Raw genomic sequence first — 24,457 nt, 5'->3', positions numbered from 1 at the left:
CCCTGCTCGACGCGCATCCTCGAAGGGCATGAGCATGACGGTGACACCCCGGATCGGCACGGTGGCAGACGCCGCCCGCGAATACGACGTCGCGCCGTCCACGATCCGCCACTGGATTCACACCGGCAAGATCAAGGCGCAGCGGATCGGACAGCGACGCTACGCCGTCGACCTGGACTCCGCGGCCGTCGACCTCGACACCGCGCCAGCCGATCCCCGACGCGGGGCGTTCGCCCTCGCACTGCAGGCCATCACCCCCGAGGACACCGCCGCGATGGAGGACCTTGCCGGCCGCCTCAGCGCCGCGCTCGAAGGCTCCCCGCTCCCCTTCTGGATGGCCTGGGACGCCCTCGGCATCCACGCCCGCCACAGTGCCAACCGACACCGCGAGCTGGCTCATGCGTAGGGCCGCCGAGATCTTCGGCATCACGGCACCCGCCGCCGTCGACCTGTACGAGTCCACGGCGCACGAGGCCGCGTTCCAACTCGCCGCGACAGCCCTCCAGGCCGGACCGAATGACGCACTCGACGTGCTCGCCGCCGTCGTCCACGAGAGCGTCCAGGACCTCGACCGCCCGGCGGATCACCAAGACGTGCTCATGGCCGCCATCATCGAGCGGTTGCTGATCTTTATCCGCAGCATCGGCGCAACCTCACCTCACCCCCTCGCCGAGAACCTCCGCACCCACGCAGACCTCACCGCGGTCAAGGCAGATCAGATGCTCGCCGCTCTCGAAGAATGGCGCACACGCACGGCGGGAGCGGAAGCATGAGCTACAGCGCCGCGGATCTCGTCGCAACCATCCAGCTGGGTGGGGTCGACGCTGCCGGCCGGGATCTGGACCGTTTCCGAGGGAAGCTGAACGATGCCGACTCTGTAGCGTCGAAGCTCGGCAAGACCGGTGAAGCCGCGTTCCGCGGGGCCGCAACCACGATTGGTGTCGCGAGCGTCGCGGCTGCCGCCTACGTCGCGAAGCTGTTCGCCACGGGCACGGCGTACAACCAGCTGCAGCAGACCTCCCGCGCAGCGATGGCCACGCTGATGGGCGGCGCGGAAGCCGCGAACGCGCAGATGGACAAGCTCGACGCGTTCGCGCGGAACAGCCCCTTCTCGAAGTCTGTCTTCATCTCGGCGCAGCAGCAGCTCATCGGCTTCGGGTTCGAGGCCGGCAAGGTCATCCCGATCCTCGACGCCGTGCAGAACGCGGTGGCGGCCGTCGGTGGGTCGAACGAGCAGATCTCCGACATCGTCTCGATCCTCGCGAAGATCCGCTCCTCCGGGAAGCTCACGGCCGAGGACTTCAACATGCTCGGCGAGCGTGGGCTCGACGCGGCGACCTTGCTCGGTCAGGGCTTCGGCAAGAGCGCCGCCGAGATCCGGGAGTCCGTCACCAAGGGCACCCTCGACGCCGGCGAGGCCATCGACGTGCTGGTGGCCCAGATGGGCACGAAGTTCGCTGGTGCCGCGAGCAACGTCAAGGAGACGTTCGCTGGCACGAAGGACCGCATCGCCGCAGCGTCCCGCGACATCGGGGCGGCTCTCGCTGAGCCGTTCGTGTCGAAGAACGGCGGCGGCATGGCCGTGATCTGGGGCAACCAGGTCGCGGACATCATGCGGGCCGTCGAGTCGCACACGTCGCCCGTCGTCTCGATGCTCGTGAACCGGGCCATGCCTGCGTTTGCTGGCATCACCACCACGCTGGAGCAGGCGCGCGTCCAGATCCGGTCGTGGGATTCCTCACGCCTCGAGGATGGCCTCGACGCTCTGTCAGGTCACGGCCCGGGTCTCGCGGCCATGGCCGGCGCAGTACTCGGTGTCAACTCGCAGCTGCTCGCCTCTCTGCCGATCGTCGGCCGGTTCGTGCCCGCTTTCGGTCCTCTCGGTGGCGCGATCGCCGGCGCGGCCCTGGCATCGCCCGAACTCCGCAAAGAGCTCGGCTCGCTCATGGGCGAACTCAAGCCGCTGCTCCCCGTGACGGTGGAGCTGGCCTCGACGATGTCGGGCGCGCTGAATGCGGCCCTTCCCGTCGTGGCGAGCGGCATCCAGGCAGTCGTCTCGGTCGCCGGTCCCCTCGCGGACCTGATCGGCGACATCCCGGCACCGATGCTCGCAACCGCCGCGGCCGGCCTGGCCGTGTTCGTCGCGATGCGCAACGGCACGCCCGCGATCACCGGATTCGTCGACGGCATCCGCCGCATCGGCGAGCAGGCAGCGGTCCAGGCCGCTCTCGCCGGCATGGAGGGCAACACCTCCCGCCTGTCCGGCACCTTCGGTGTCGCCGGGAAGGCCGCCACGGGCCTCAGCAACTCGCTGAAGGCAGCGTTCATCTCGAACCCTGTCGGCCTGATCATCCTCGGGGTGTCGACGGCCGCCGCGATCCTCACCGCTGCGCTGACCGCCCAGGGTGAATCCGCACAAGCCGCCGAGGATCGCATGGCCGCATACAAGGACACTCTCGTGGAGACTACGGGCGCGTTCACGGCGGCGACGCGGGCTCAGGTGGAGAAGACCCTCGCGGACCGCAACGCTCGCGCTCTCGCCGATGAACTCAAGGTCAGCTACAACGACCTGATCGATGCTGTGATGGGCCAACCCGAGGCTTTCGATCGTGTCTCCGCGGCCATCGAGGAGAACGGCCGCCAGTACGGCGTCGGCACCGGTGAGGGCAACAAGTACACCCTCAGCGCTCAGGAAGTGATCAAGATCCTCAACGAGGAGTCGACCGCTCTGCAGGACGTGAGCGCGGAGACGCGACAGCATGCGGAGGATGCTCGCTTGGCCGCGCAAGAGCTAGGCGAGGCAGGACGATCCAACCAGCGTTTCAACGAGGCGCTCAACATCGCGCGCGACGTTACTCGTGACGCGACCGAGCGACTTCGAGCGCTGAAGCAGGCACTCGACGAGCTCAACGGCGGGACCAAGACACAATCGGAGCTCACTCGCGATCTCAACGAACAGGCGCTGAATCTCTCGGAGGCCTTCGCCCAGACCGATGAGAACGGGAACCGGCTGGCCGCCTCCCTGATCACGTCCGCCGGCGGGATCGACACGACGACGCGGGCTGGCCTGCAACTGAACGACCAGGTTGTGCGGCTCAACGATCAGATGCTGACCGCCATCACCCAGGCCGTCGATTTCGCGAAGGAGAACGGCAACGCCGCGGGCGCCATGGACGCCGGAGTAGCGGCAGCCCAGCCCTACATCGACAAGCTCCGTGCCATCGCGACAGATTCGGGCATGGGTGCGGAGCAGGTCGAGGCCCTGATCAGCACGATGCTCGACACTCCCAGCGTCACCGCGTACCTGATCACCAGCGAAGGAACCATCGACGTCGAGAAGCAGCAACTCCTCGAGCTGGCCCAACGGATCATGGAGACACCGAACGGAGAGTTCACCGTCGAGACGCCGTCCATCCCGGGGCTGATGGAGGCACTCACAGCGCTCGGCGTCAAGACGGAGACGTTGCCGAACGGGACCGTTCGGGTGTTCAAGGATGATGGCTCTTTCGCGACGGTCTACAGCGCGATTGCGGCCATCCCTCGGGATGTCCGTGTCAAGGTCAGCTCGTATTACGGCGGCGGCGTCAACGTGAATCCGGATATCCCGGGCTTCAAGCGTGCCGGCGGCGGGCCGATCTTCGGGCCGGGCACGTCGACGTCGGATTCCATTCCGGCTCTGCTGTCGAACGGCGAGCATGTGCTTCCGACCGCCGAAGTTCAGGCGGCCGGCGGCCATGCCGGGGTGATGCGGATCCGCCGGGCTATTCGTGAGCACAACATCGACATCCCTCGCTTCGCCGACGGCGGCCCGGTGTTCCCGGTCCGCGGCGGCGAGACCCTGCTCGGCCAGTCTCTGCTTCCCGTTCTCACCGTCACGAACGCGATTTCGGCTTCGGCGCCCGCGGGCACCTTCGCCGCGGATGAACGCATCGTCTACCTTCTCGAACGCATGTCGAACAACCTCAGCCGGCCCAACATCACGCTGAATGGCGAAGTCCAGCAGGACGCATACCGCTTGCTCAAAGAGATACGAGAACAGCATTGGGCCGAAGCGCGGCTATAGGTACTCCCGTCCCCCAGACACGTCGGCGACGCCCGTCGCCACCACCAGGAAAGAGACAATCATGACCACCAGCCAGACCCTCCGCGACGATCTCGACGCAGTACTCGACCAGCACGACGCATCCGTGCGCCGGCATCGCGACAGCGTCGATCAGGGCCTCCTGACCGAAGCCGGGCACGCCGACGCCGTCTCCCGCGACTCCCGCGCCGGCGGATGGATGACCAAGATCGGCGCAGTGCGATCCGCGCTCGACTCGCTCGAGGCGTCGGCGGCGGCCGCCGTGAAACGCGAGACTGACGCGATCTACACGCCGGCCGGCGGGAGTGCGGCTGAGCAGCTGCTCGCCGAGAGCCGTGCTGTGCGGGCCTGGGAGCGCCTCAAGGTGTCTCTTGACCAGCAGAGCCCCGTGGGCGCTGAGATCGACGGGTTGCAGGCTGTCCAGGTCGCCGTGGGGGACGAGCGGCGCGTCGTCGCAGAGGAGCTCCCGGCCTACCTCGTCGGCCGGGACATCAAGGGCGCCAACCTGGAGGCGCTGACTCGGAGCGTCCGGGACGCGATCGCCAGCGTCGTCCCGAGCTTCGCCGCCGCGCTCGCCTACGAGAAGGAACTCGCCCCGACGGTGAGCTACCTCCGCACGTTCGCGGATCGTGTGCAGCGCACAGTCGAGAGCAACGTCCCCGGAGGCCACCGCGACGCGATTCTGCGCGCCGCCACCGTCGACAGCTTCCCGACTCCGCCGACCCCGGCCGCCCGTCCTGACTCCCGCACACCTGAGGAGAAGGCAAGGGACGCCGCCGCCGTTGACGCAGCGTTCGCACGATTCCACTAGACCGGAGCCGCTGCCGTTCCTGGCCCTTTCTGCAGCGTGCTCCGCTGGGCCCCGGCGACCGCCTCCGCCGGGGCCCTTTCTCCGTTCGAGCGTCGGTCGTCCGTGTCATACTCGCGGCATGACTCACACGGAAGATCCCACCGACGATCAGGTAGTCTCGGCCTTCACGAATTTCCTGGACGAGCGGGCTAAGGCCGGCGTTCTCCTCGCCGTCGGCGCTGAAGTCGGATTTGACTCAGGCACCGTCACCGTGACGCTTCACCCGGAGGTCGCGGTCCCCGATCCAGACGCGCTCATGTCGCTCTCGCCGTTCGGGAACCATGCAGAGTTCGCCGGCACTCCTATCGCCTTCGCCAACGAGGAAAGTGACTGGCTTCGACGGGCGGTGAAGCGCGTCGACACGCGGCTCCCTGACGGAACGGATCTTGGATCGCTGTCGGCCGCAGAGCTTCACCAGCTTGGCGCTGGGAAGCCCCTCCCGCCGAGCGAGTGAACAGCCGCCTCCTCAAGGTCGTCGACGTCGCCGAGATCCTCGGAGTGGGAATCGACTGGGTCTACGAGCGCATCAAGCGCGGGGAGCTACCCGTCGTCGAACTCGGTGACACGCGGAAGAATCAGCGCATCGCGGAGAGCGATCTCGCGATGTTCATCGCGCAACGTAGACACCCGACGACACCGGCGACTTAGACTCCGCGGTCCACAGGCAGATCGCCCGTGAACGACCGAGGAGCAGACTCATGCGCCGCAAGACCCACCCCACCAAGCCGATCTGGTGCCATCGAGGCGGACACTGGTTCCGTCATCAGGGCACGATCACGGAACGGATCCCACCGCTGGATTGCCCCGAACACGACGGGTAGACTAGACCACAGAAGGCGGCAGGCAGTTCACTAGGACAGCTGAGCCGCCTTCTGCTTGGGCGGGCGTCAGTCGCGCCGCAGCAGAAGACCCGCGTTGAGAAGGTCGCCCTGGCGAAGATGAGCCGCGATCTCGCGGAGACCACGGGCGTAGTCCGCGTCATCGTCAGCTTCGCGATCGGTAGCGTACCCATCGAGCCACTTCGCAATCCGAAGATGATTTATGTATAGCGCGGGTTCGGATTCGAGGGCGGCGGACATGCGAGCATCATCGAACCGCGCGAGACGCTCGACATCGAAGTCAAGGAACTCAGGTGTTGGCATGTCCCGAGGCTACTCGATCGGATCGGACCCTTCCGCTGCAGGTGCGTCATCGCCCGCCGGAGAATTCGCCGGCTGTGCGGATCCGAACAATCGAGCGGTGCGCTCCTCCTGGATCTTCCAGCGAGCCTCGCGCTCCTCCTGAATCCGTTGCCGGGCGGTCTGAACGCGGAATCCTGCCTCAAGGTGCACGTTCAGCGAGTCCGCAGCGCGAGTCAGGGCCTCGTCGGCCTGCTTCTGGTTGTGTGCGGCCTCCGCGAGCTTCTTGAGTTGGCTGGTGACGTCGGCGTAGCGGTCGCGCTCGACGAGAGTCGCCGCCCATTGATCCACGTCAAGAACACTCTCGCTGTCCCACGAATCGCCGGCGGGCCCGTCGTAGATAGCTTTGACCTCGTATCGGCGCGGCAGATCAGTCGGGTTCTGGTCGTCGTCATAGCGGTTCAGCATGTAGCTGATCTTTCGCCCCGGCGCCAGGAACGGAATACTGCCGTCGACCATGGCGCGATCGAGGGCTTCCTGACTTCTTTCGTCCAATGCGACCGGGCGCTCGCTCCACTCAAACCGGATGTTGCGAGCGGCGGTCTGTCCGGCATTCGATACGTCAATACACGCGTAGAGCGCACCCAGGAACCGGAAGTCAACCACGACGAACGGGCGTGCCTGCTCGAGCCTGCTGTTCACCGAGATTCGATATTGACGGAGCGCGATGATCGCGGCGACGAGGGCTATGACAGCGGTGACGAAGGCCCAGAATGCTTGCCACTCCGCAGCGTTTGGCCAACCGTCCCAGCGCAAGAGATCCATCATGAAGCCGACTGTAGTGCTCATGCGTCGCTCAACTCAGCCACCGAGCTCTCTGGTCATCCACTCGTCGAGGGCCGACCATCGGTCGTGCATGCGCGTTGTGGCAACGAGGTGGCAACGATTTCCCGAATGGCTGACAGGTCCCCCTGATCGAGGACGCCTCAAAATGCCCGTAATCACGCGACTCTCGGGATGCAGCCCCGGAACGGCGGTAGCAGGATTCGGGTTCGAATCCCGCCGTCACCGCCAAACGTCAAGAAGGGTCTCCGCGCCAGCGGGGGCCCTTCTTGACGTTTATCGAGCACTGGGATTCGGGGAGGAGCGAGCGCAGCGAGCACCGGAGTCCCGCCGTCACCGCCAAAACGAAGGGCCCCGCATCTGCGGGGCCCTTCGTGCATTCGCGTTGCTCTCCTACGAGGCGACGAGCGGCGGCAGGTGCGGGATGGGGATCGGTCGGGTCGACCTGCTCCGGTCATGCAGCCGGCGGACATCCTCCAGCGCCTCGGTGGGCGACATGTACCTGGTGGCGGCGGGAAGCGTCCGCAGCCACATGACCTCGACCTCGTACTCGTCGACCTCGTACACGCAGCCCACGGTGCGTCGCGGGTCGTTCGCCGTGTACTTGTGGTCGAGGATCAACCATTCCTTCTCCGCGACCTTGCGGAGTTCGAATCGCGCTTCCGGCACTTCCCTCATCTCGTGTTCCTTCCGTTCTTCGGCGGGGCCGTCGCGGGACGGCCGCCGAACGCTCCGGCGACCGTCCCGCACGGGTCATCTCAGGCGGTCACGGCTTTGGCGCCGTGACCTGCCATCGACTCGATCTGGATCTTGCGCGGCTTGGCGCGTTCCGCGATCGGGATCATCACGCTGAGCACGCCGTTGTCATACGCGGCGCTGATGCTCTGCGCGTCCACGTCGTCACCGATCGTGAAGCGGCGGACATAGGAGCCGAACGGACGCTCCTGCGCCAGCCAGCGCGAGTTGTCGCGCTTCGCCTCTGTGCGTTCCGCGCGGATCGTGAGGAGGTGGCCATCGACGTCCACATCGATCGACCCCGGGTCCACCCCGGGCAGGTCGGCGTTTAGGACGTAGCGGTCGCCTTCGCGGAAGAGGTCGACGGGCATCAGCCGGGGCTGCCGACTGGTGTCGAAGACGCTCTGGGCGATGCGGTCCAGCTGGCTGAAAGGATCAAATGACATCGACATGGTGAAAGAATCTCCTTCCATCGGATGACGGCGCGAGACGGCCGTCTGCTTCGGACTCGAACGGCACATCTCTCACGCCGGAGGCGCACGCACCCGCTCGGGCACGCTCGGAAGCCATCCGCTGCCGACAGGAGGCCGGAGGTGCCAAACCGCGCGACGCGGCACGGCGCCCAGAAGCGGCATCGCAGCCGTCGATGTCACCACCGAAGCGATGCCGGCCACCAGCTCCGCGAACTCCGCAGCGACCCATTCGGGATCCGCGCAGACGATGTCCGCGAACGAGACCTCTGAGCCTTCGACCGAGCTCACTGCCGTCACAGCGATCACCTCCATACCTGTCGTCGCGTACCGTCGCGATGCCGAGGGGGCCCTCCACCGCGACCCGGAGAGATGTGGATCAGTTGATACATATTTTGTACCTCGAAGCTTGACGAAATGCAAGTGTGAACGACAGACTTCGGGCATGGATCCATCAGCGAACGACCGACCGGTCTACACGATGGGCATCGCCGCAGAGCTCCTCGACCTTCCCCCGGCGACCCTCCGCCTGTACGAACGGAGGGGTCTGGTCGCCCCGGCCCGCACCGACGGCGGTACTCGGCGCTACAGCGCCGACGATCTCGACCGGATGCGTCGCATCGCCGACCTGCAGACCGACGGCGTGAACCTGGCCGGCATCGGGCGAGTGATGGGCCTGGAAGACGAGAATGCCGAGCTCAGAGCGACTCTCGACCGCCAGGATCCGCCCGACGGCGCCGAGACCGAACCCGCACCCTGACGCGAATCAGCCCGCCGCGGTGTCGAACGTCACGCCGTACAGCTGACCGCCGGGAGCCGACGGCAGCCGTTCCATGCCGAGTCGCGCGTAGAACGCGGCGGCACCGGCGTTGTTCGGGTCGATGCCCAGATGCAGCCCGCGCACCCCGCGACCCGTGAGCTCGGCGAAGAGGGTCTCCATGAGACGTCGCCCGAGCCCCTGCCCCTGCGTCTCGGGCAGCAGATCGATGTGCAGATGCGCGGGGAAGTCGACGGCGTTCGGCTCGATGCCCGGCATCCGCGTGTAGCCGTACTCGATCATCCGCTCCTCACGGGTGCGGGGCTCCTCCGCTCGCGGGAAGCGCTCCTGGAACGCGGGCCACCATTCGTCCCGGAACCAGGTGTAGAAGGCGTCGGTGTCATCGGTGGCGACGATGTACCCGATGGTGCGTCCGTCTTCCGCTTCGACGACCCAGGCGAGATCCGGGTGCCGCTCCACATAAGGGACCGCGAACAGCGCGCCCCACAGTTCGTCATCCGACAGGATGCCGGTCGCGTCCGCGCCGGCATCCGCTGTCTTGACGCAGATCTCGGACACGGCGGAGCGATCCGAGGGACGATAGGGACGGATGCTCGCCATCAGGGTCCCTCCGGGACCGTGCGCTTCTCGTCTGCCGAGGTGCCGATCGCATCGGGTCGCGTTCGCGTCACCCACGGCAGCAGCCACGCGGCCAGCACGAGCACGACGCCCGCGCCGACGAGAGCACCGCCGACGGTGTCGCTCAGCCAATGCACCGACAGGAACGTGCGCGACAGCGCCATCCCCAGCACCCACAGGGCGCCGATGATCGCGGTCCAGACCTTCGGGAACAGCACCCAGACGACCATCGCGATCGTCGCCGCGTTCGCGGCATGACCGGACGGGAACGAGCCGTAATCGCTGACGACCAGCATGTCGTCGGGACGCGCCCGCCCGAACAGCTGCTTCAGCAGCTGGACGACGGCCGCGCTGATCACGAAGCAGATCGCGGCGAACAGCGCGCTGCGCCAACGCCGCGCCAGCACAAGGGCGATGATCGCGAGCAGCGGCACGCCGAGGATCGCCACCCACCCGCCGCCGATCCAGTTCATCGCGAGCGCGAACGAGTACATCCAATCGCCGCGGATGGCTGCGATGGTGTCGTTCCACCACCGATCGAAGCCCGGCGTCTCGGTGTACCCGAAGACCACCAAGGCGCCGATACCCGTCGCGAGAAGGAGGGACACCACCCCCGTCCACAGCAATATGCGCCTGTTCATCGTCTTATTCTGTCGGATCGATGCCGAAAGTCAGGGAGTGAGCATCCCGACAGAGCGGGGGCGCACGATCAGCCAGAGCGACAGGATGCCGATCACCGCGCAGCCGACCATGACGGACGCCATGGTGGTTGCCGTGATGCCGGCGTCCTTCGAGATCCACCCGACGACCGGGGAGATGAGACCGGCGACACCGAAGTTCACCGCTCCGAGCACGGATGCCGCGGTGCCCGCCGCCTTGCCATGTCGGTCCAGTGCCAGCACCTGCACGTTCGGGAACGTGAAGCCGCACGCGGTCATGAACACGAAGAGCGGCACGACGGTTCCCCACAGGCCGAGGCCGAGCTGATCGGTGACGATGATCGCGACACCGGCGAGCAGGAGGATCGCGGTGGAGTACGCGAGGACCCACTGCGGGCCGAAGCGCGCGGCGAGGCGCGAGGCGACCTGCACACCCGTGACCACGCCGAGCGAGTTCACCGCGAACAGCAGGCCGTACTGCTGCGCGTCGAGTCCGTGTGTCTCCTGGAACAGGAACGGCGAGGCCGAGAGGTAGGAGAACAGACCGGAGAAGCTCATGCCGCCGATGATCAGCACGCCGATGAACACGCGGTCCGAGAGGACCGACTTGTACCGCTGCAGCATGGTCGAGCCGCCACGGCCGCCCTGGCGGCGGGCAGCGGGCAGGGTCTCGGGGATGAACAGGACCGCCGACACCAGCATGATCACGCCGTACGCCGCGAGCACCACGAAGATTCCCCGCCACGGCATGAGCGTGAGCAGCCACGAGCCGATGAGCGGCGCGATCACGGGTGCGACGCCCGACACGAGCGCGAGCCGCGAGAGCATCACCACCAGACGCCGGCCGCCGAACAGGTCGCGCACGATCGCCATGGCCACGACGCCGCCGGCCGCGGCACCGATGCCCATCAGCACCCGAGAGGCGCTGAGCAGCGCGAGGTCGGGTGCGAACGCGGCCGCGACGCTCGCGAGCACGTGCAGTGCTGTCACGGCGATCAGCGGCATCCGTCGGCCGACCTTGTCGCTGAGCGGTCCCACGACGAGCTGACCGACTGCGAAGCCGATCATCGTGCCGGTGAGTGTCAGCTGGATCGCGGCGGCTGTGGTCTGGAAGTCCTCCTCCAGCACCGGGAACGCCGGAAGATAGAGGTCGATCGTGAAGGGGCCGAGTGCGGTGAGGGCGCCGAGGAGGATGATGTAGAGCGTCCGCCGGCCCAGCGAGATCGCATCCCCGGGGTGCAGCATGATCGGCGCGGTCGCCGGATTGCTGCCGAGGGTGCGGATGGCACCGGTCGGGGTGGACGTGCGGATGCTGCCCGTGACCGTGCGAATCGTGCCGGTGGCGGTGCGGATGCTGCCGGTGGCGGTGCGCTCGGGCTGCGGGGTCGTCGGGATGGAGTCAGTATGTGGAGCGTCGGGCACGACGGTCCTTCCGGAGGTCAGGCGTGGGGGCGCGCGAGATCGAAACGATTCGACCGGGGAAACAACCCATCGTACCCGCAACCGGGGCGCCTTCGCTCAGCGGGCGAGGCGCTCCAGACCCTGCTCGAGATCGGCGATCAGGTCACTGACGTCCTCGATGCCGACCGAGAGTCGCACGATGTTCTCGGGCACGGCGAGAGCCGTGCCGCGGACGGACGCATGCGTCATCTCGGGCGGGTACCCGATGAGCGACTCGACACCGCCGAGCGATTCGGCGAGCTGGAACAGCGAGGTGCTCTCGGCGAAGGCGCGCGCCGCGTCCGCTCCCGCGGAAAGGCCGAGGGACAGCATCCCACCGAATCCGCTCATCTGCTTCGCCGCGATCTCGTTCCCGGCGTGCGAGGCGAGCCCCGGATAGAACACATCGGCGAACTCCGGACGACTCTCGGCCCATTCGGCGATCGCCTGCGCGTTCTCGGAGTGCTGACGCATCCGCACCGCCAGCGTCTTGATGCCTCGGGTCGTGAGCCAGGCGTCGAGCGGCGCGGAGACCGCGCCGACGGCGAACTGCTGGAACTTCACCTGGTCGAAGTGGCGGTCGTCGCCGAACACCACGGCTCCGCCGAGGACGTCGGAGTGCCCGCCGAGGTACTTCGTCGTGGAGTGCACCACGAGATCCGCGCCGAGCGCGAGCGGCTGCTGCAGAGCGGGCGAGGCGAAGGTGTTGTCCACGACCACGGTGAGACCCGCCGCGTGAGCGATCTCGGCGATCTGCGCGATGTCGACGATCTTCAGCAGCGGATTGCTCGGCGTCTCGAGCCAGACGATCTTCGTCTCGGGGCGGATCGCCGCGCGGATCGCCTCGGCATCGGCGAGCTCGACGGTGGTCGTCTCGATGCCCCACGGCGCCAGCACCTTGGTCAGCAGGCGGTAGGTGCCGCCGTACACGTCGTTGCCGAGCAGCACGTGATCGCCGGGCTTCAGGATGCCGCGCAGCAGCGCGTCCTCCGCGGCGAGGCCCGAGGCGAACGAGAGCGCTTCGACGCCCCCTTCGAGCGCGGCGAGCTGCGTCTCGAGCGAGGACCGCGTCGGGTTGCCCGCGCGGTTGTACTCGAAGCCCTCGCGGAAGCCGCCGATGCCGTCCTGCACGTGCGTGGAGGCCTGGTAGATCGGAGGGATGATCGCGCCCGTGATCGGATCGGGCGCCTGGCCCGCGTGGATGGCTCGGGTGGCGAAGGAGTGCTCGGACATTCCTTCAGCCTACGACCGTGCCGTGCGCGGCATCCGTCCCTGTTACGCCGCGCGTCAGCGCGACAGGTACGACAGCAGGTCCTGTCGGGTGAGCACGGTGTGGGGCTTGCCGTCCTCGGTCACGAGGAGCGCGTCGGCCTCGGCGAGCGCAGCGCGCGCATCGGCCACGGACGTATGGATGCCTACGAGCGGAAGCCGCGCCCCCACGTGCGTGCCGAGCGCATCGGTCGGCTGCGCCTCACCGCGGAACAGCAGATCGAGCAACCCCTTCTCATCGACCGTGCCGACGACCTCGCCCATCATCACCGGCGGTTCGGCGCTGAGCACGACCAGCTGAGAGACGTCGTACTCGGTCATCATGCCGATCGCCTCGAGCACGGTGTCGGTCGGATGGGCGTGCACGAGATCAGGGATGCCGGCGCGGGGCCCCTGCGCGGCACGCGCGGTGCGGGCGGCGAGCACATCGGCGACGGTCTCCCCCTCCTCCACGTCGCTGAAGCCGTACGACCGCATCCAGCCGTCGTTGAAGATCTTGCCGAGGTAGCCCCGGCCGCCGTCCGGGAGGAGCACGACCATCACGGCATCCGCGGGAAGATCACGCGCGACCCGCAGCGCTCCCACGACCGCCATGCCGCTGGATCCGCCGACGAGGATGCCCTCTTCCCTGGCGAGGCGACGTGTCATCGCGAAAGCGTCGGCATCGCCCACGGCCACGATCTCGTGCGGCACCTTCGGGTCGTACGCTCCGGGCCAGATGTCCTCACCCACGCCCTCGACCAGGTAGGGGCGCCCGGTGCCGCCGCTGTAGACGCTGCCCTCGGGATCGACGCCGACGATGCGCACCCGGTCGTCCGACACTTCGCGCAGGAAACGGCCGGTGCCGGTGATGGTTCCGCCCGTGCCGACGCCGGCGACGAAATGCGTCACGGTGCCGTCGGTGTCGCGCCAGATCTCGGGACCCGTGGTCTCGTAGTGGCTGCGCGGCCCGTTCGGGTTCTCGTACTGATTCGGCTTGAACGCACCGGGGATCTCCCGGGTCAGGCGATCGCTCACGCTGTAGTACGACTCCGGGCTGTCGGGGGCGACCGACGTCGGCGTCACCACCACCTCGGCGCCGTACGCCCGCAGCACGTCGATCTTGTCGTCGCCGACCTTGTCCGGCAGCACGAAGACGCATCTGTAGCCGCGCTGCTGAGCGACGAGGGCCAGTCCGACGCCCGTGTTGCCGCTGGTCGGCTCGACGATCGTGCCGCCCGGCTTCAAGTCGCCGGCAGCCTCGGCCGCGTCGATGATGCGCGAGGCGATCCGGTCCTTCGACGAGCCGCCGGGGTTCATGTACTCGAGCTTGACGAGCACGGTGCACGCGACGCCCTCCGTGACGTGCTGGAGCTTCACGAGGGGCGTGTCGCCGACGAGGTCGACGATCGAGTCTGCGTACTTCATGTTTTCAGGGTACGTGCACGGATGCCGCGGGCGGGTTTGTGTTGCACCCTACCCGCGGCGCTTCGACAGGCTCAGCGACCCAGGACGGGTCCCTGAGCCGGACGAAGGGTCAGCCCTTCGTGGACCCGGCCAGGAGCCCGCGCACGAAGTACCGCTGCAGCGAGAAGAACACGATGAGCGGCACGAGGATCGACACGAACGCGCCGCCCGTGAGCAGGTACCAGCCCTCGCCGCGTCCGGTGATCTCGGCGAGCACCTTGGTGATCGGCGAGGCGGCGCCGTCGGCGAACACGAGCGCGACGATCAGGTCGTTCCAGACCCAGAGGAACTGGAAGATCGCGACCGAGGCGATCGCCGGCATCGTCAGCGGCAGCACGATCCGGAAGAAGATCTGCCCGCGGGATGCACCGTCGACGCGCGCGGCCTCGATGATCTCGCCGGGGATCTCCGACATGAAGTTGTGCAGCAGGTAGATCGCCAGCGGCAGCGCGAACATCGTGTGGGCGATCCAGACCTGCGCGTAGCCGCCCGCGACATCGAGCCCGAGCGTCACCTGGATTCCGAAGAGGTTGATGCCTCGGGAGAACGACGACAGCAGGGGCACGAGCGCCATCTGGATCGGCACGATCTGCAGCGCGAACACGAAGATGAACAGCGCGTTGCGGCCCTTGAACTCGATCCAGGAGAACGCGTACGCCGCCATCGCCGCGATCATCAGCGGGATGATCGTCGCCGGGATCGTGATCACGATCGAGTTGAAGAACGACTCCAGGATGGTGAGCTGCGTCGTACCCGACTGCAGCACGGCCACGTAGTTGTCGAACGTCAGCTGCGGGTTGGTGAACACCGTCCACCAGCCGGTCGTCTCGATGGCCTCCCGGTTGCGGAACGAGGAGATGAACAACCCGACGGTCGGGATGGTCCAGACCACGGCGATGATGATCGACGCGACGGTCGCCCACGGCCGGCTGAGGCGCTTGCGCGTGCGTCCGGCTGAGGCTTCGAACCGCTGACCGGTGGTGATCGCCCGCGTCGAGGAGGTGTCTGACTTCACGGTGCCGGTCATCGGATCTCCCGCTGCTTCTTGATCTGGCGCGCGTTGTAGATGACGATCGGCAGCACCAGGATGAACAGGATGACGGAGAGCGCAGCGCTGCGGCCCGCCTCGAACTTCGAGAACTGGGTGTACATCTCGTTCGCCAGCACCGAGGTTCCGTAGTTTCCACCGGTCATCGTGCGCACGATGTCGAAGACCTTCAGCGAGGCGATCGAGATGGTGGTCAGCACGACGATGAGCGCCGGGCGGATCGACGGGATCGTCACCGACCGGAACCTCTCCCACGCGTTCGCGCCGTCGAGCTCGGCAGCCTCGAGGAGCTCGACCGGTACGCCCTTGATGGATGCCGAGAGGACCACCATCGCGAATCCTGTCTGCACCCAGATGAGCACCACGATCAGCGCGAGGTTGTTCCAGGGGCTGTTCAGCAGGAACTGCTGCGGCTGCCCGCCGAACCACACCAGGATCTGATTGAGGAGGCCGATCTGCTCGAACTCGGGACCACGGTAGGCGTACACGAAGCGCCAGATGATGCTCGCACCGACGAACGAGATGGCCATGGGCATGAAGACCAGGAGCTTGTAGACCTTCTCGCCGCGAGTCCGGTCGATGAACACCGCGTACGCGAGCCCGATCGCGGTCGACGCGGCCGGGACGACCAGCACCCAGACGATCGTGTTGACCACGGATGTGACGCCGTCGGACTGGGTGAAGATCCAGAGGTAGTTCGAGAAGCCGACGAAGTCGCTGCCGGTCGAGTTCCAGAAGGAGGCGTACACGGTCTGGATCGACGGGAGGATGAGGCCGGCGAGCAGCAGGAGCATGGCCGGGGCCATGAAGGCGACCAGCTGGATCAGGTATCCCGCGCCGTCGCGGGATCGGTAGTCCAGGAAGAAGAACAGTGCGCCGACGGCGACCGCGACTCCCATCGCCCAGTAGTACGAGTTGAAGAACCACATCACCGCGAGCGGGATGAGCAGGCACATCGCGAGGCGGATGCCGGTGTAGAGCGCGCCCTTGCGCGGCGCGATGTCGACGAGCAGCAGGATCACCACCACGACCACCGCGAATGCGATGACCACGGCGACGGCCTGGAGGATCGGCGGGAGTGAACCGATCCATTGGAAGAACACAGTCGCGTTCACGGATTCCCCTTCATGAGACGGAGCTGATCAGCGGTCCGCGCGGCGGAGCGCGGACCGGGTGTGAGAAGGAGGGCCGCCCGATGGGCGGCCCTCCTCATCCGATCAGCTGGAAGGCCAGCCGGTCTGGATCTGCGTGAGCACCTCGTCGGTGGAGGTGCCGTTGACCCAGGCAACGATGCCCTTCCAGAACGTGCCCGAGCCGACCGCACCCGGCATCTGATCCGAACCGTCGAAGCGGAACGTCACGGAGTCGTCCTGGAGGAGCTTGATCGACTCCTGCAGGATCGGGTCCTCGACCACGTCGAGGTCGACGCCCTTGTTCGCCGAGGTCACTCCGCCGAGAGCGAGGCGGCTGTCCGCCCACTCGGAGCTGGAGAGGTATTCGAGCACCTTCTGAGTGGCCTCGTCGTCGCTGAACGCGCCGACTATCTCGCCACCACCGGTGATGAGTGTCTCATCGGGGTTCGGGCTCGGGGTCAGGAACGCCCAGACGTCGCCGTCCTCGGCGAAGTTCGTGCCCTCGGGGAAGAAGCCCGAGAGGAACGATGCCTGGTGGGTCAGCGCGCACTCGCCGCTGGCGACCTTGCCTGCCACGTCGCCGAACGCGGTCGAGTTGATCGAGCGCACGTCACCGAAGCTGGCGTTGACGTACTCCGGGTTGAGCAGGATCTCACCGGTCGCGTCGAAAGCTTCCTTGATCTGCGGGTCGGTGAAGGGGATCTCGTTCTTGACCCACTGGTCGTAGACGTCGGGTCCGGCGTTGCGGAGGACGAGGTCCTCGATCCAGTCCGTGCCGGGCCAGCCGGTCGCGACACCCGACTCGAAGCCGGCGCACCACGGGGCGGCGCCGCTGGCGGTCTTGATCGTCTCGGTGAGTGTCAGCAGCTCATCCCAGCTGGTCGGCTCCTCGACACCCCACTCGGCGAACTTCGTCGGCGAGTACCAGACCCAGCCCTTGACGCTCGCCATGAGCGGAGCACCGTAGAACGTGCCGTCGTACGTGCCGAAGTCGACCCAGCCCTGGGTCCAGCCCTCTTCGGCGTTCTTCTTCACGGCATCCGGAGCCGGCTTCAGCAGGTCGCGCGACGCGTAGTCCGCGAAGAGACCCGGCTGCGGGAAGATCGCGATGTCCGGCGGGTTCCCACCCTGAGCACGCGTTCCGAGCTGCGTCTCGAAGTCCTGGCTGCCCTCGTACTTGATGGTGATGTCGTTCTCCTTCTCGAAGTCCGCCCAGGACTCCGCGAGGAGTTCAGCCTCGCCCTCCACGATCGTGCCGTAGATCGTGACGGTGTTGTCTCCGCCTCCACCTCCACCGCCGCCTTCCGGTGCACCGCCGGGAGCCCCGCATCCGGCGAGCGCGACGCCCGCGACCCCCACCAGGGCGAGCGGTACGAGCCGCCGTGAACGCTGTGACAGAGTCATGTGAATTCTCCTCTTCGAGTACAAGGTTCCTCAGCCTCCGACGCCACCCCCGGCGTCGTTCGGGAACCGATTCCAGGCAAACCTACTGGGCTTCCGCTCCCTCGCGCAATGCGCATGGATCACAAGCTCGCAACCTTTCCGCTGCGCTGTCCGCCTGTCATGGGAGCGCTCCCTCGATGGAGACATGGAACCGGTTCCCTTCGGGGCTTCGAACGACTACGCTATCGACCGGCGAGCGCCCGCTGCTTCGCCGTACACGCATCCGCGTGACCTGGTCGAGGAGGACCGATGAGCACGATCGCGGACGTCGCCGCCCGTGCCGGCGTCTCGAAGGCGACGGCGAGCCGCGCGCTCACCGGGAACGGGTACGTGTCGGACGAGACCCGACAGCGGGTGGCGGATGCCGCGCGCGACCTCTCCTACGTCGCGCACTCCTCGGCGACGAGTCTGGCGACCGGACGCACTCAGACCGTCGGGGTCGTCATGCCTCCCGTCGACCGCTGGTTCTTCGCCGAGCTGCTCGCCGGCATCCAGGAGTCGCTGTTCGCGCTCGACTACGACCTCTCGCTCTATGGGGTTCCGGAGGGCTCGGACACTCGGGAGCGCTTGTTCGAGCACGTGCTCCCTCGGCGCAGGTTCGACGGCATCCTCGCTGTGGGCATACAGCCGAGCGCGCGGGAGTTGGAGCGCCTGCAGCGCACCGGCCGTCCGCTCGTGAGCGTCGGCCCCTACAGCTCCGGCTCCGGCTCCAGCTCCGTCTCGATCGACGACACGGACGCCGCCCGGATCGCCACGGAACATCTGATCGAGCTCGGCCACACCGCCATCGCGTTCGTGGGCGGGACGACGGATGCCGAAGCACAGAGCTACGGCGATGCGCGTCGCCTGGCCGGCTATCGCGGTGCACTGCAGGCTGCCGGCCTCGCCGACCACGCGCGCATCGTCGGGGCGACCCCGACCATGCCCGGCGGATACGCGGCGGCGGCAGGGCTCCTCGGAGATCGGCGGAACCGCCCGACCGCGATCGTCGGGGTGTGCGACGAGGCGGCGATCGGCGCGGTGATCGCCGCCCGGCGCCTCGGGATCGCGGTTCCGTCGGAACTCAGCGTCGTGGGCATCGACGACCACGAGCACGCCGAGATGTTCTCTCTGACCACGATCGGGCAGTCGCCGCGAGAGCAGGGTCACGAGGCTGTGCGCCTGCTCTCGCGTCGCATGACCTGCCCGGATGATCCTCCGGAGCATGTGGCCGCGGCATCCGCTCTCGTCATCCGCAGTTCCACCGCCCCGCCGCGCTGAGGTTAGCGCCCTCATACCCGGAGACGCACGAAGGCCCCGGGCGAACCCGGGGCCTTCGATGAAGCGTGATCCGCCGGGACGAGACGCCGTGCGCCTCGACCCGGACCGGATTACTTGAGGGTGACGGTCGCGCCGGCAGCCTCGAGGGCTTCCTTGGCCTTCTCTGCGGCTTCCTTGGTCGCGCCCTCGAGCACAGCCTTCGGTGCACCGTCGACGACGGCCTTGGCCTCGCCGAGACCCAGCGAGGTGAGCTCGCGGACCGTCTTGATGACCTGGATCTTCTTGTCTCCGGCAGCCTCGAGGACGACGTCGAAGGAATCCTTCTCCTCGACCTCTTCAGCAGCGCCGCCACCTGCGCCGGCAACGGCGACGGGTGCAGCAGCGGTGACCTCGAACTTCTCCTCGAACGCCTTCACGAAGTCGTTCAGCTCGACGAGGGTCAGGCCAGCGAACTGCTCGAGCAGCTCCTCGGTGGAAAGCTTCGCCATGATGTATCTCCTAATAGATGGGGTTTTGTGAAAAAGATCGCCGGACGCTCACGCGGCCTCGGCGGTCTCCAGCTTTTCGCGAAGCGCGTCGATGGTGGCGGCAGCCTTGCCCATCGTCGCCTTCATCATGCCCGCAGCCTTCGCCAGCAGAACCTCACGGCTCTCCAGCGCGGCGTACTTGCTGACCTCGTCGGCGGTGAGGGCGTTGCCCTCGAAGACGCCGGACTTGATCACGAGAAGCGGGTTGGCCTTGGCGAAGTCACTCAGAGCCTTGGCAGTGGCGACGAAGTCGCCATGCACGAACGCGACGGCCGACGGACCCTTGAGGTCGTCGTCCAGCGTGGTGATCCCGGCCTTGTTGGCGGCGATCTTGGTCAGCGTGTTCTTCACCACGGCGTACTCGGCGTTCTGACGGATGGTGCCCCGCAGCTCCTTGAGCTGGGCAACCGTCAGACCGCGGTACTCGGTCAGCAGGACGGCGTTCGAGTTCTCGAATGACTTCGTGAGCTCGGCGACCGATGCATCCTTCTGCGCCATGGTCACTCCTTGGTGTGTACGAGGCGCCGCACGGTGGTGGGGCGCCGACCTCGGACCCCCTGCAAAGGAAAGAAGCTCCGGCGCAAGCGCACGGAGCTTCGAGAAGTTCGTGTCCTGCGCGGGCCCCTGCTGAGCAGAGCTTCGATCGCCTCGCGTTCGCACGCACGACGATGACCAGCGGTCTTCGGTTATGACCAGGCTACCCCACCGGCGACCGTCCCCCAAATCAGGAGCTCGATCAGCTGCGGTGGGCGGCCCGCCCGCGGTGCCCGGCCAGCGCGTCGGCGGCACGGATGAGGGTGAGGTGCGAAAGCGCCTGCGGGGTGTTGCCCGCCTGACGGTCGTTCCCCACGTCGTACTCCTCGGACAGGAGGCCGAGGTCGTTCGCCATCGCGACCAGCCTCTCCATCAGCACCCGCGCCTCATCGACGCGGCCGGTGGTGGCGTACTGCTCCACCAGCCAGAAGCTGCAGGCGAGGAACGGATGCTCGCCGCCCTCGAGTCCGTCGACGCCGGACTCGGTGCGGTAGCGCAGCACGAATCCGTCCCTGAGCAGGGTGCCCTCGATCTGCTGCACGGTGCGGAGCATCCGCGGGTCGTCCGGGGCGCAGTAGCCGACCTGTGGGAGCACCAGCAGCGAGGCATCCACCTCCGCCGACTCGAAGTGCTGCACGAAGTATCCGTCGGCATGCACACCGCGGTCGTCGATATCGCGACGCAGGTCTTCCCGCGTGCGCTCCCACCGATCCGCGTCGCCCGACAGCCCGTGCTCGCGCACCGCGCGTACACCGCGGTCGAGCGCCGCCCACATCATGACCCGCGAATGGGTGAACCACTGCGGCTCCCCGCGGATCTCCCAGATCCCGTTGTCGGGCCGATCCAGCGACGCGACGACGTGCTCGATGAGCGCCCGCTGCAACGGCCAGGAGAAGTCGCCCTCCTCGAGCCCCGCGAGCCGCGCCGCCTCCAGCGCGACGAGCACCTCGCCGATCACGTCGCCCTGGTACTGGTCGACCGCACCGTTGCCGATGCGCACCGGCGCCGCGCCCTCGTAGCCCGGCAGGCTCGGCATCTCGCGCTCGAGCAGATCCCGCTCGCCCGCGATCCCGTACATGATCTGCACCTCTCCCGGCTCGCCGGCGATCGCGCGCAGCAGCCAGCGCCGCCAGTGATGCGCCTCCTCGAGGAAACCATGTGCGATCAGGGCTTCGAGCGTGAGCGCGGCATCCCGCAGCCAGACGAAGCGGTAGTCCCAGTTTCGCGAGCCGCCGAACTGCTCGGGGAGGGACGTCGTGGCCGCGGCGACGATGCCGCCGGTGTCCTTGTTCGTCAGAGCCCGCAGCACCAGCAGGGATCGCACGACCTCGTCGCGATGCGGACCGTCGTGCGCGATCCCGCTCGCCCAGCCCTGCCACCACGAGCGCGTCGCGGCGAACGCTTCTTCGACGTCCAGCGGCTTGGGCGGATGCTCGTGCGAGGGGAACCAGCTGAGGACGAGGTCGCGGCTCTCGCCGGCCTCCACCGTCAACGTCCCCCGGTGGACGTGGTCCTCGGCGACGAGCTGCACACCGCGCACGATCACCGCTTCGGGCCCCGCCGTCGCACGCAGCGCCGGTTCTTCGGGCGTGCCGACCTGGCGCACCCACGGCAGTCGGCGGGAGTAATCGAAGTGCAGACGAAGCTCGGTCTCGAACTCGACCTGCCCCGAGATGCCGACGATCCGGCGGACGACGTCGGAGCGCGACGGATGCAGCGGCATGAGCTCGTGCACCTCCGCGACACCGCTCGGGGTCTCCCAGCGCGTGACGAGGATGAACGTGTCGGAGACGTAGTGCCGCTGCGGCGTGGCCGTGTCGTCCGTGGGCCGCAGGCTCCAGCATCCGTTCTCTGGCGCGCCGAGCAGCGCACCGAACAGCGACGGCGCATCGAAACGGGGAAGGCACAGCCAGTCGATGCTGCCTTCACGGGACACCAGGGCACCCGTCCGGCAGTCGCTGAGCAGGGCGTAGTCCTCGATCGGAGCGGGCATGTGCCGAGTCTGACATGCCCGTGGCGGGGACTGCCTCTGGCCGGGACGAAGGATTACGGTGGGTGCATGACGGATGCGACGACGCTGGTGATCTTCGGAGCAGGTGGCGACCTCACCTCCCGCCTGCTCCTTCCCGCTCTCGGTCAGCTGCTGACGCGCGAGCCGTCCCGGACGGTGCGCATCGTCGGCGCCGATCGCGAGGACTGGACGGATGCCGACCTCGAGGGCGTCATCCGGACGTCGTTCGCGACGATGGATGCCGAGGAGGCGGCCGCCCGCGTGGAGACGAGCTACCGGAAGACCGACATCACGAAGGCGGACGATCTGAGCGCGCTGCTCGGGGAGTGCTCGGGGCAGGTCGCCCTGTACTTCGCCGTGCCGCCGTCGATCGCCGCCGCATCGATCGCCGCCATGACGCCGGAGATGCTCCCGGAAGGTGCGGTTCTCGTCATGGAGAAGCCCTTCGGCACCGATGAGGCGGGCGCCCGCGCGCTCAACCGGGTGCTGACCGCTCTGGTGCCGGAGAGCCAGGTCTTCCGCGTCGACCATTTCCTCGGTCGCTCCACCACGCTCAACCTGCTCGGCGCGCGCTTCGCCAACCGCATCCTCGAGCCCCTCTGGTCGGCGGAGAGCATCGACTCCGTCGACATCGTGTACGACGAGTCGCTCGCGCTGGAAGGACGCGCCGGGTACTACGACTCTGCGGGTGCGCTCGTGGACATGATCCAGAGCCATCTGCTCCAGGTGCTCGCCGTCCTCGCGATGGAGGAGCCGGCCGCGCTCGACGAGGTCGACTTCCGCGAGGCGACCGGCGCCGTGCTGCGCGCGACCCATGTCTGGAACGACGACCCCTCGGCATCCTCTCGACGGGCGCGATACACGGCGGGCACGGTCGAAGGGGTGGCGAAGCCGTCGTATGTCGACGAGCCCGGGGTCGATCCGGATCGAGAGACCGAAACACTCGCCGAGGCGACGTTCGAGGTGCGCAACGCCCGCTGGGCCGGGGTGCCGTTCCGGCTGCGCTCCGGCAAGGCGCTCGGCGAGCCGGCGAGGGAGATCGTCGTGCGCTTCCGGCCCGTCCGGCACGTGCCCACCGGGCTGACCGGCACCGCTGACGGAGCGATCCTGCGCTTCTCGCTGGGACCCGACCGGATGTCGCTCGAATTGAACCTCAACGCCGAGGAGGATCCCTTCGAGCTGGAGCGGGCGACCCTGTCTGCCGACCTCGGCGAAGGCGCACTCAAGGCCTACGCCGAGGTGCTCTCGGGAGTGCTCGACGGCGATCCGATGCTGGCTGTGCGCGGAGACGCGGCGGAGCAGTGCTGGCGGATCATCGCGCCGATCCTCGAGGCCTGGAAGTCCGGCGCGGTGCCGCTCGAGGAGTATGAGGCGGGCTCCGTGGGTCCGGAAGGCTGGCCGTCCGCGCGCTGATCGAGCGCTCGTCGAGCCGATGGATGCCGCGGGCGCGGCGTGTGCGGGCGACGAGGTCGGCGGGCGGGGTTACCCTCGATGAGTGACCCCCGAACTCTCCGCACGCATCGTCGCGGACTCCCGCGACCGGGTGGCGTGGTTGCGGGCGCGGTCGCGAGGGATCACTGCGACTGACGTGGCAGGGCTCACCAGTGAAAAGTCCATCGCGCGTGCGGCCGACGCCAAGCTCGGAGGCGGTCCCCGATTCGGTGGCAACGCCTATACCGATCACGGTCGGCGGCGCGAACCGGAGATCGCCGCGTGGGTCGCCGCGACCCACGGCATCCTCCCGTCGTCGGCACTCTTCCGTGCCGAGGTCGAGCACCGTCATCTCGCCACCCCCGACGGCATCGCCGTCGACCGCGCCGGACGCGTCAAGCTCGCCGAGATCAAGACGACCAACAAGGCCTTCCGCGGCATTCCGCGCACCTATCTCCGCCAGATCTGGTGGCAGCAGCATGTGCTGGGCGCGGAACGCACGCTCTTCGTCTGGGAGGAGCACGTCGACTTCTCCCCCATCCACGACGAGCCCCGCTGCATCTGGATCGACCGCGACGACCGCGAGATCGCGAAGCTCGTCACCCTCGCGACCGATCTGATAGACGAGCTCTATCGGCGCACCACCGGGCAGCAGCCGCCGACGCGCATCACGGATGCCGTGGCCAGCCGACGCGAACAGCTGCGCGAGCGCGACGCTTTCCGCGCGCTGGCGCTGGCAGACTGAGCGGACAACCCTCGACCG

The 24,457-nt window shown here is 67.6% G+C and carries 26 protein-coding genes; 10 read left to right on the top strand and 16 right to left on the bottom strand.

The genetic code is table 11. The annotated features are described in order from the left end of the window. Positions 1 to 34 precede the first annotated feature (34 nt). From RS85_RS11040 to RS85_RS11015, 6 genes are all read left to right on the top strand, one after another. Positions 35 to 406 carry a helix-turn-helix domain-containing protein gene (locus RS85_RS11040; protein ID WP_160298624.1) on the top strand — a complete coding sequence of 124 codons (372 nt, stop codon included), beginning with the start codon at positions 35 to 37 and terminating at the stop codon, positions 404 to 406. Beyond that, a complete protein-coding gene (locus tag RS85_RS11035; protein ID WP_046013488.1) occupies positions 399 to 773 on the top strand; it encodes a hypothetical protein in 375 nt (124 codons plus the stop codon). Before RS85_RS11040 ends, RS85_RS11035 begins: the two co-directional genes overlap by 8 nt. Continuing rightward, a complete protein-coding gene (locus RS85_RS11030; RefSeq protein WP_160298623.1) occupies positions 770 to 4,063 on the top strand; it encodes a tape measure protein in 3,294 nt (1,097 codons plus the stop codon). Before RS85_RS11035 ends, RS85_RS11030 begins: the two co-directional genes overlap by 4 nt. 61 nt (positions 4,064 to 4,124) lie before the next feature. Beyond that, positions 4,125 to 4,892, top strand: a complete 768-nt coding sequence (locus RS85_RS19715) for a hypothetical protein (RefSeq protein ID WP_046013486.1) — start codon at positions 4,125 to 4,127, stop codon at positions 4,890 to 4,892. A 118-nt stretch (positions 4,893 to 5,010) separates the two neighbouring features. After that, entirely contained in the window at positions 5,011 to 5,385 is a 375-nt protein-coding gene (locus RS85_RS11020; RefSeq protein WP_046013485.1) for a hypothetical protein, read from the top strand. Beyond that, positions 5,382 to 5,579: a helix-turn-helix domain-containing protein gene (locus tag RS85_RS11015; protein WP_046013484.1), complete on the top strand. Its 198-nt coding sequence runs from the start codon at positions 5,382 to 5,384 to the stop codon at positions 5,577 to 5,579. The genes RS85_RS11020 and RS85_RS11015 overlap by 4 nt, the downstream gene beginning before the upstream one ends. Positions 5,580 to 5,818: 239 nt before the next feature. On the opposite strand, the gene RS85_RS11010 is transcribed toward RS85_RS11015, so the two are convergent. From RS85_RS11010 to RS85_RS10990, 5 genes are all read right to left on the bottom strand, one after another. Then, positions 5,819 to 6,010 (bottom strand): hypothetical protein, encoded by a 192-nt coding sequence (locus RS85_RS11010; RefSeq protein WP_200894824.1) that lies wholly within the window; start codon positions 6,008 to 6,010, stop codon positions 5,819 to 5,821. A 72-nt stretch (positions 6,011 to 6,082) separates the two neighbouring features. Then, a complete protein-coding gene (locus tag RS85_RS11005; RefSeq protein ID WP_152642397.1) occupies positions 6,083 to 6,877 on the bottom strand; it encodes a hypothetical protein in 795 nt (264 codons plus the stop codon). A gap of 408 nt (positions 6,878 to 7,285) precedes the next feature. Continuing rightward, entirely contained in the window at positions 7,286 to 7,570 is a 285-nt protein-coding gene (locus RS85_RS11000; RefSeq protein WP_046013481.1) for a hypothetical protein, read from the bottom strand. 80 nt (positions 7,571 to 7,650) lie between these two features. After that, positions 7,651 to 8,079, bottom strand: a complete 429-nt coding sequence (locus RS85_RS10995; protein ID WP_046013480.1) for an Hsp20/alpha crystallin family protein — start codon at positions 8,077 to 8,079, stop codon at positions 7,651 to 7,653. Positions 8,080 to 8,151: 72 nt separating this feature from the next. Then, positions 8,152 to 8,397 (bottom strand): hypothetical protein, encoded by a 246-nt coding sequence (locus RS85_RS10990; protein ID WP_152642396.1) that lies wholly within the window; start codon positions 8,395 to 8,397, stop codon positions 8,152 to 8,154. 145 nt (positions 8,398 to 8,542) lie between these two features. Here RS85_RS10990 and RS85_RS10985 point away from each other — a divergent pair, with 145 nt between their 5' ends. Then, positions 8,543 to 8,857 carry a MerR family transcriptional regulator gene (locus RS85_RS10985; protein ID WP_046013478.1) on the top strand — a complete coding sequence of 105 codons (315 nt, stop codon included), beginning with the start codon at positions 8,543 to 8,545 and terminating at the stop codon, positions 8,855 to 8,857. A gap of 6 nt (positions 8,858 to 8,863) precedes the next feature. Here the strand turns inward: RS85_RS10985 and RS85_RS10980 are convergent, their stop codons facing one another. The 8 genes from RS85_RS10980 to RS85_RS10945 form a co-directional block, all read right to left on the bottom strand. Beyond that, on the bottom strand, positions 8,864 to 9,475 hold the full coding sequence (locus RS85_RS10980; protein ID WP_046013477.1) for a GNAT family N-acetyltransferase: 612 nt from the start codon (positions 9,473 to 9,475) through the stop codon (positions 8,864 to 8,866). Further along, positions 9,475 to 10,134: a phosphatase PAP2 family protein gene (locus RS85_RS10975; RefSeq protein WP_046013476.1), complete on the bottom strand. Its 660-nt coding sequence runs from the start codon at positions 10,132 to 10,134 to the stop codon at positions 9,475 to 9,477. Before RS85_RS10975 ends, RS85_RS10980 begins: the two co-directional genes overlap by 1 nt. Positions 10,135 to 10,164: 30 nt before the next feature. Then, positions 10,165 to 11,574: a multidrug effflux MFS transporter gene (locus RS85_RS10970; protein WP_442921945.1), complete on the bottom strand. Its 1,410-nt coding sequence runs from the start codon at positions 11,572 to 11,574 to the stop codon at positions 10,165 to 10,167. 96 nt (positions 11,575 to 11,670) lie between these two features. Further along, positions 11,671 to 12,825: a cystathionine gamma-synthase gene (locus RS85_RS10965; protein ID WP_046013475.1), complete on the bottom strand. Its 1,155-nt coding sequence runs from the start codon at positions 12,823 to 12,825 to the stop codon at positions 11,671 to 11,673. A gap of 54 nt (positions 12,826 to 12,879) precedes the next feature. Next, on the bottom strand, positions 12,880 to 14,268 hold the full coding sequence (locus RS85_RS10960) for a cystathionine beta-synthase (RefSeq protein ID WP_046013474.1): 1,389 nt from the start codon (positions 14,266 to 14,268) through the stop codon (positions 12,880 to 12,882). Between the two features lie 109 nt (positions 14,269 to 14,377). After that, the gene (locus RS85_RS10955; RefSeq protein ID WP_046013473.1) at positions 14,378 to 15,334 is read right to left on the bottom strand and encodes a carbohydrate ABC transporter permease; all 957 of its coding nucleotides are present in this window, start codon (positions 15,332 to 15,334) and stop codon (positions 14,378 to 14,380) included. Continuing rightward, positions 15,331 to 16,470, bottom strand: a complete 1,140-nt coding sequence (locus RS85_RS10950; RefSeq protein WP_046013472.1) for a carbohydrate ABC transporter permease — start codon at positions 16,468 to 16,470, stop codon at positions 15,331 to 15,333. Before RS85_RS10950 ends, RS85_RS10955 begins: the two co-directional genes overlap by 4 nt. Before the next feature lie 102 nt (positions 16,471 to 16,572). Continuing rightward, the gene (locus RS85_RS10945) at positions 16,573 to 17,892 is read right to left on the bottom strand and encodes an ABC transporter substrate-binding protein (protein WP_046013471.1); all 1,320 of its coding nucleotides are present in this window, start codon (positions 17,890 to 17,892) and stop codon (positions 16,573 to 16,575) included. Between the two features lie 288 nt (positions 17,893 to 18,180). Between RS85_RS10945 and RS85_RS10940 the strand changes: the two genes are divergently transcribed. Beyond that, positions 18,181 to 19,191, top strand: a complete 1,011-nt coding sequence (locus tag RS85_RS10940; protein ID WP_046013470.1) for a LacI family DNA-binding transcriptional regulator — start codon at positions 18,181 to 18,183, stop codon at positions 19,189 to 19,191. Positions 19,192 to 19,301: 110 nt separating this feature from the next. On the opposite strand, the gene rplL is transcribed toward RS85_RS10940, so the two are convergent. From rplL to RS85_RS10925, 3 genes are all read right to left on the bottom strand, one after another. Continuing rightward, positions 19,302 to 19,679, bottom strand: coding sequence for a 50S ribosomal protein L7/L12 (gene rplL / locus RS85_RS10935; protein WP_046013469.1), 378 nt, complete (start codon positions 19,677 to 19,679; stop codon positions 19,302 to 19,304). 48 nt (positions 19,680 to 19,727) lie between these two features. Then, the gene (rplJ, locus tag RS85_RS10930; protein ID WP_046013468.1) at positions 19,728 to 20,216 is read right to left on the bottom strand and encodes a 50S ribosomal protein L10; all 489 of its coding nucleotides are present in this window, start codon (positions 20,214 to 20,216) and stop codon (positions 19,728 to 19,730) included. A 238-nt stretch (positions 20,217 to 20,454) separates the two neighbouring features. Next, entirely contained in the window at positions 20,455 to 22,245 is a 1,791-nt protein-coding gene (locus RS85_RS10925) for a glycoside hydrolase family 15 protein (protein WP_046013467.1), read from the bottom strand. A gap of 66 nt (positions 22,246 to 22,311) precedes the next feature. Between RS85_RS10925 and RS85_RS10920 the strand changes: the two genes are divergently transcribed. Further along, positions 22,312 to 23,676, top strand: a complete 1,365-nt coding sequence (locus RS85_RS10920; protein WP_046013466.1) for a glucose-6-phosphate dehydrogenase — start codon at positions 22,312 to 22,314, stop codon at positions 23,674 to 23,676. An 82-nt stretch (positions 23,677 to 23,758) separates the two neighbouring features. Next, entirely contained in the window at positions 23,759 to 24,439 is a 681-nt protein-coding gene (locus RS85_RS10915; RefSeq protein ID WP_046013465.1) for a YqaJ viral recombinase family protein, read from the top strand. The last annotated feature ends 18 nt before the right edge of the window (positions 24,440 to 24,457 follow it).

It is taken from the genome of Microbacterium sp. SA39 (assembly GCF_000967865.1).
GTDB lineage: Bacteria > Actinomycetota > Actinomycetes > Actinomycetales > Microbacteriaceae > Microbacterium.
Note: the sequence above shows the minus strand (reverse complement) of the source record. Positions and strands in the feature narration are given on the sequence as shown.

Bases quoted from the DNA above. Each gene is read 5' to 3' on its own strand.
- RS85_RS11040 (WP_160298624.1), top strand. From the start codon at position 35: ATGACGGTGACACCCCGGATCGGCACGGTGGCAGACGCCGCCCGCGAA.
- RS85_RS11035 (WP_046013488.1), top strand. From the start codon at position 399: ATGCGTAGGGCCGCCGAGATCTTCGGCATCACGGCACCCGCCGCCGTC.
- RS85_RS11030 (WP_160298623.1), top strand. From the start codon at position 770: ATGAGCTACAGCGCCGCGGATCTCGTCGCAACCATCCAGCTGGGTGGG.
- RS85_RS19715 (WP_046013486.1), top strand. From the start codon at position 4,125: ATGACCACCAGCCAGACCCTCCGCGACGATCTCGACGCAGTACTCGAC.
- RS85_RS11020 (WP_046013485.1), top strand. From the start codon at position 5,011: ATGACTCACACGGAAGATCCCACCGACGATCAGGTAGTCTCGGCCTTC.
- RS85_RS11010 (WP_200894824.1), bottom strand. From the start codon at position 6,010: ATGTCCGCCGCCCTCGAATCCGAACCCGCGCTATACATAAATCATCTT.
- RS85_RS11005 (WP_152642397.1), bottom strand. From the start codon at position 6,877: ATGATGGATCTCTTGCGCTGGGACGGTTGGCCAAACGCTGCGGAGTGG.
- RS85_RS11000 (WP_046013481.1), bottom strand. From the start codon at position 7,570: ATGAGGGAAGTGCCGGAAGCGCGATTCGAACTCCGCAAGGTCGCGGAG.
- RS85_RS10995 (WP_046013480.1), bottom strand. From the start codon at position 8,079: ATGTCGATGTCATTTGATCCTTTCAGCCAGCTGGACCGCATCGCCCAG.
- RS85_RS10985 (WP_046013478.1), top strand. From the start codon at position 8,543: ATGGATCCATCAGCGAACGACCGACCGGTCTACACGATGGGCATCGCC.
- RS85_RS10980 (WP_046013477.1), bottom strand. From the start codon at position 9,475: ATGGCGAGCATCCGTCCCTATCGTCCCTCGGATCGCTCCGCCGTGTCC.
- RS85_RS10975 (WP_046013476.1), bottom strand. From the start codon at position 10,134: ATGAACAGGCGCATATTGCTGTGGACGGGGGTGGTGTCCCTCCTTCTC.
- RS85_RS10965 (WP_046013475.1), bottom strand. From the start codon at position 12,825: ATGTCCGAGCACTCCTTCGCCACCCGAGCCATCCACGCGGGCCAGGCG.
- RS85_RS10960 (WP_046013474.1), bottom strand. From the start codon at position 14,268: ATGAAGTACGCAGACTCGATCGTCGACCTCGTCGGCGACACGCCCCTC.
- RS85_RS10955 (WP_046013473.1), bottom strand. From the start codon at position 15,334: ATGACCGGCACCGTGAAGTCAGACACCTCCTCGACGCGGGCGATCACC.
- RS85_RS10945 (WP_046013471.1), bottom strand. From the start codon at position 17,892: ATGACTCTGTCACAGCGTTCACGGCGGCTCGTACCGCTCGCCCTGGTG.
- RS85_RS10940 (WP_046013470.1), top strand. From the start codon at position 18,181: ATGAGCACGATCGCGGACGTCGCCGCCCGTGCCGGCGTCTCGAAGGCG.
- rplL (WP_046013469.1), bottom strand. From the start codon at position 19,679: ATGGCGAAGCTTTCCACCGAGGAGCTGCTCGAGCAGTTCGCTGGCCTG.
- rplJ (WP_046013468.1), bottom strand. From the start codon at position 20,216: ATGGCGCAGAAGGATGCATCGGTCGCCGAGCTCACGAAGTCATTCGAG.
- RS85_RS10925 (WP_046013467.1), bottom strand. From the start codon at position 22,245: ATGCCCGCTCCGATCGAGGACTACGCCCTGCTCAGCGACTGCCGGACG.
- RS85_RS10920 (WP_046013466.1), top strand. From the start codon at position 22,312: ATGACGGATGCGACGACGCTGGTGATCTTCGGAGCAGGTGGCGACCTC.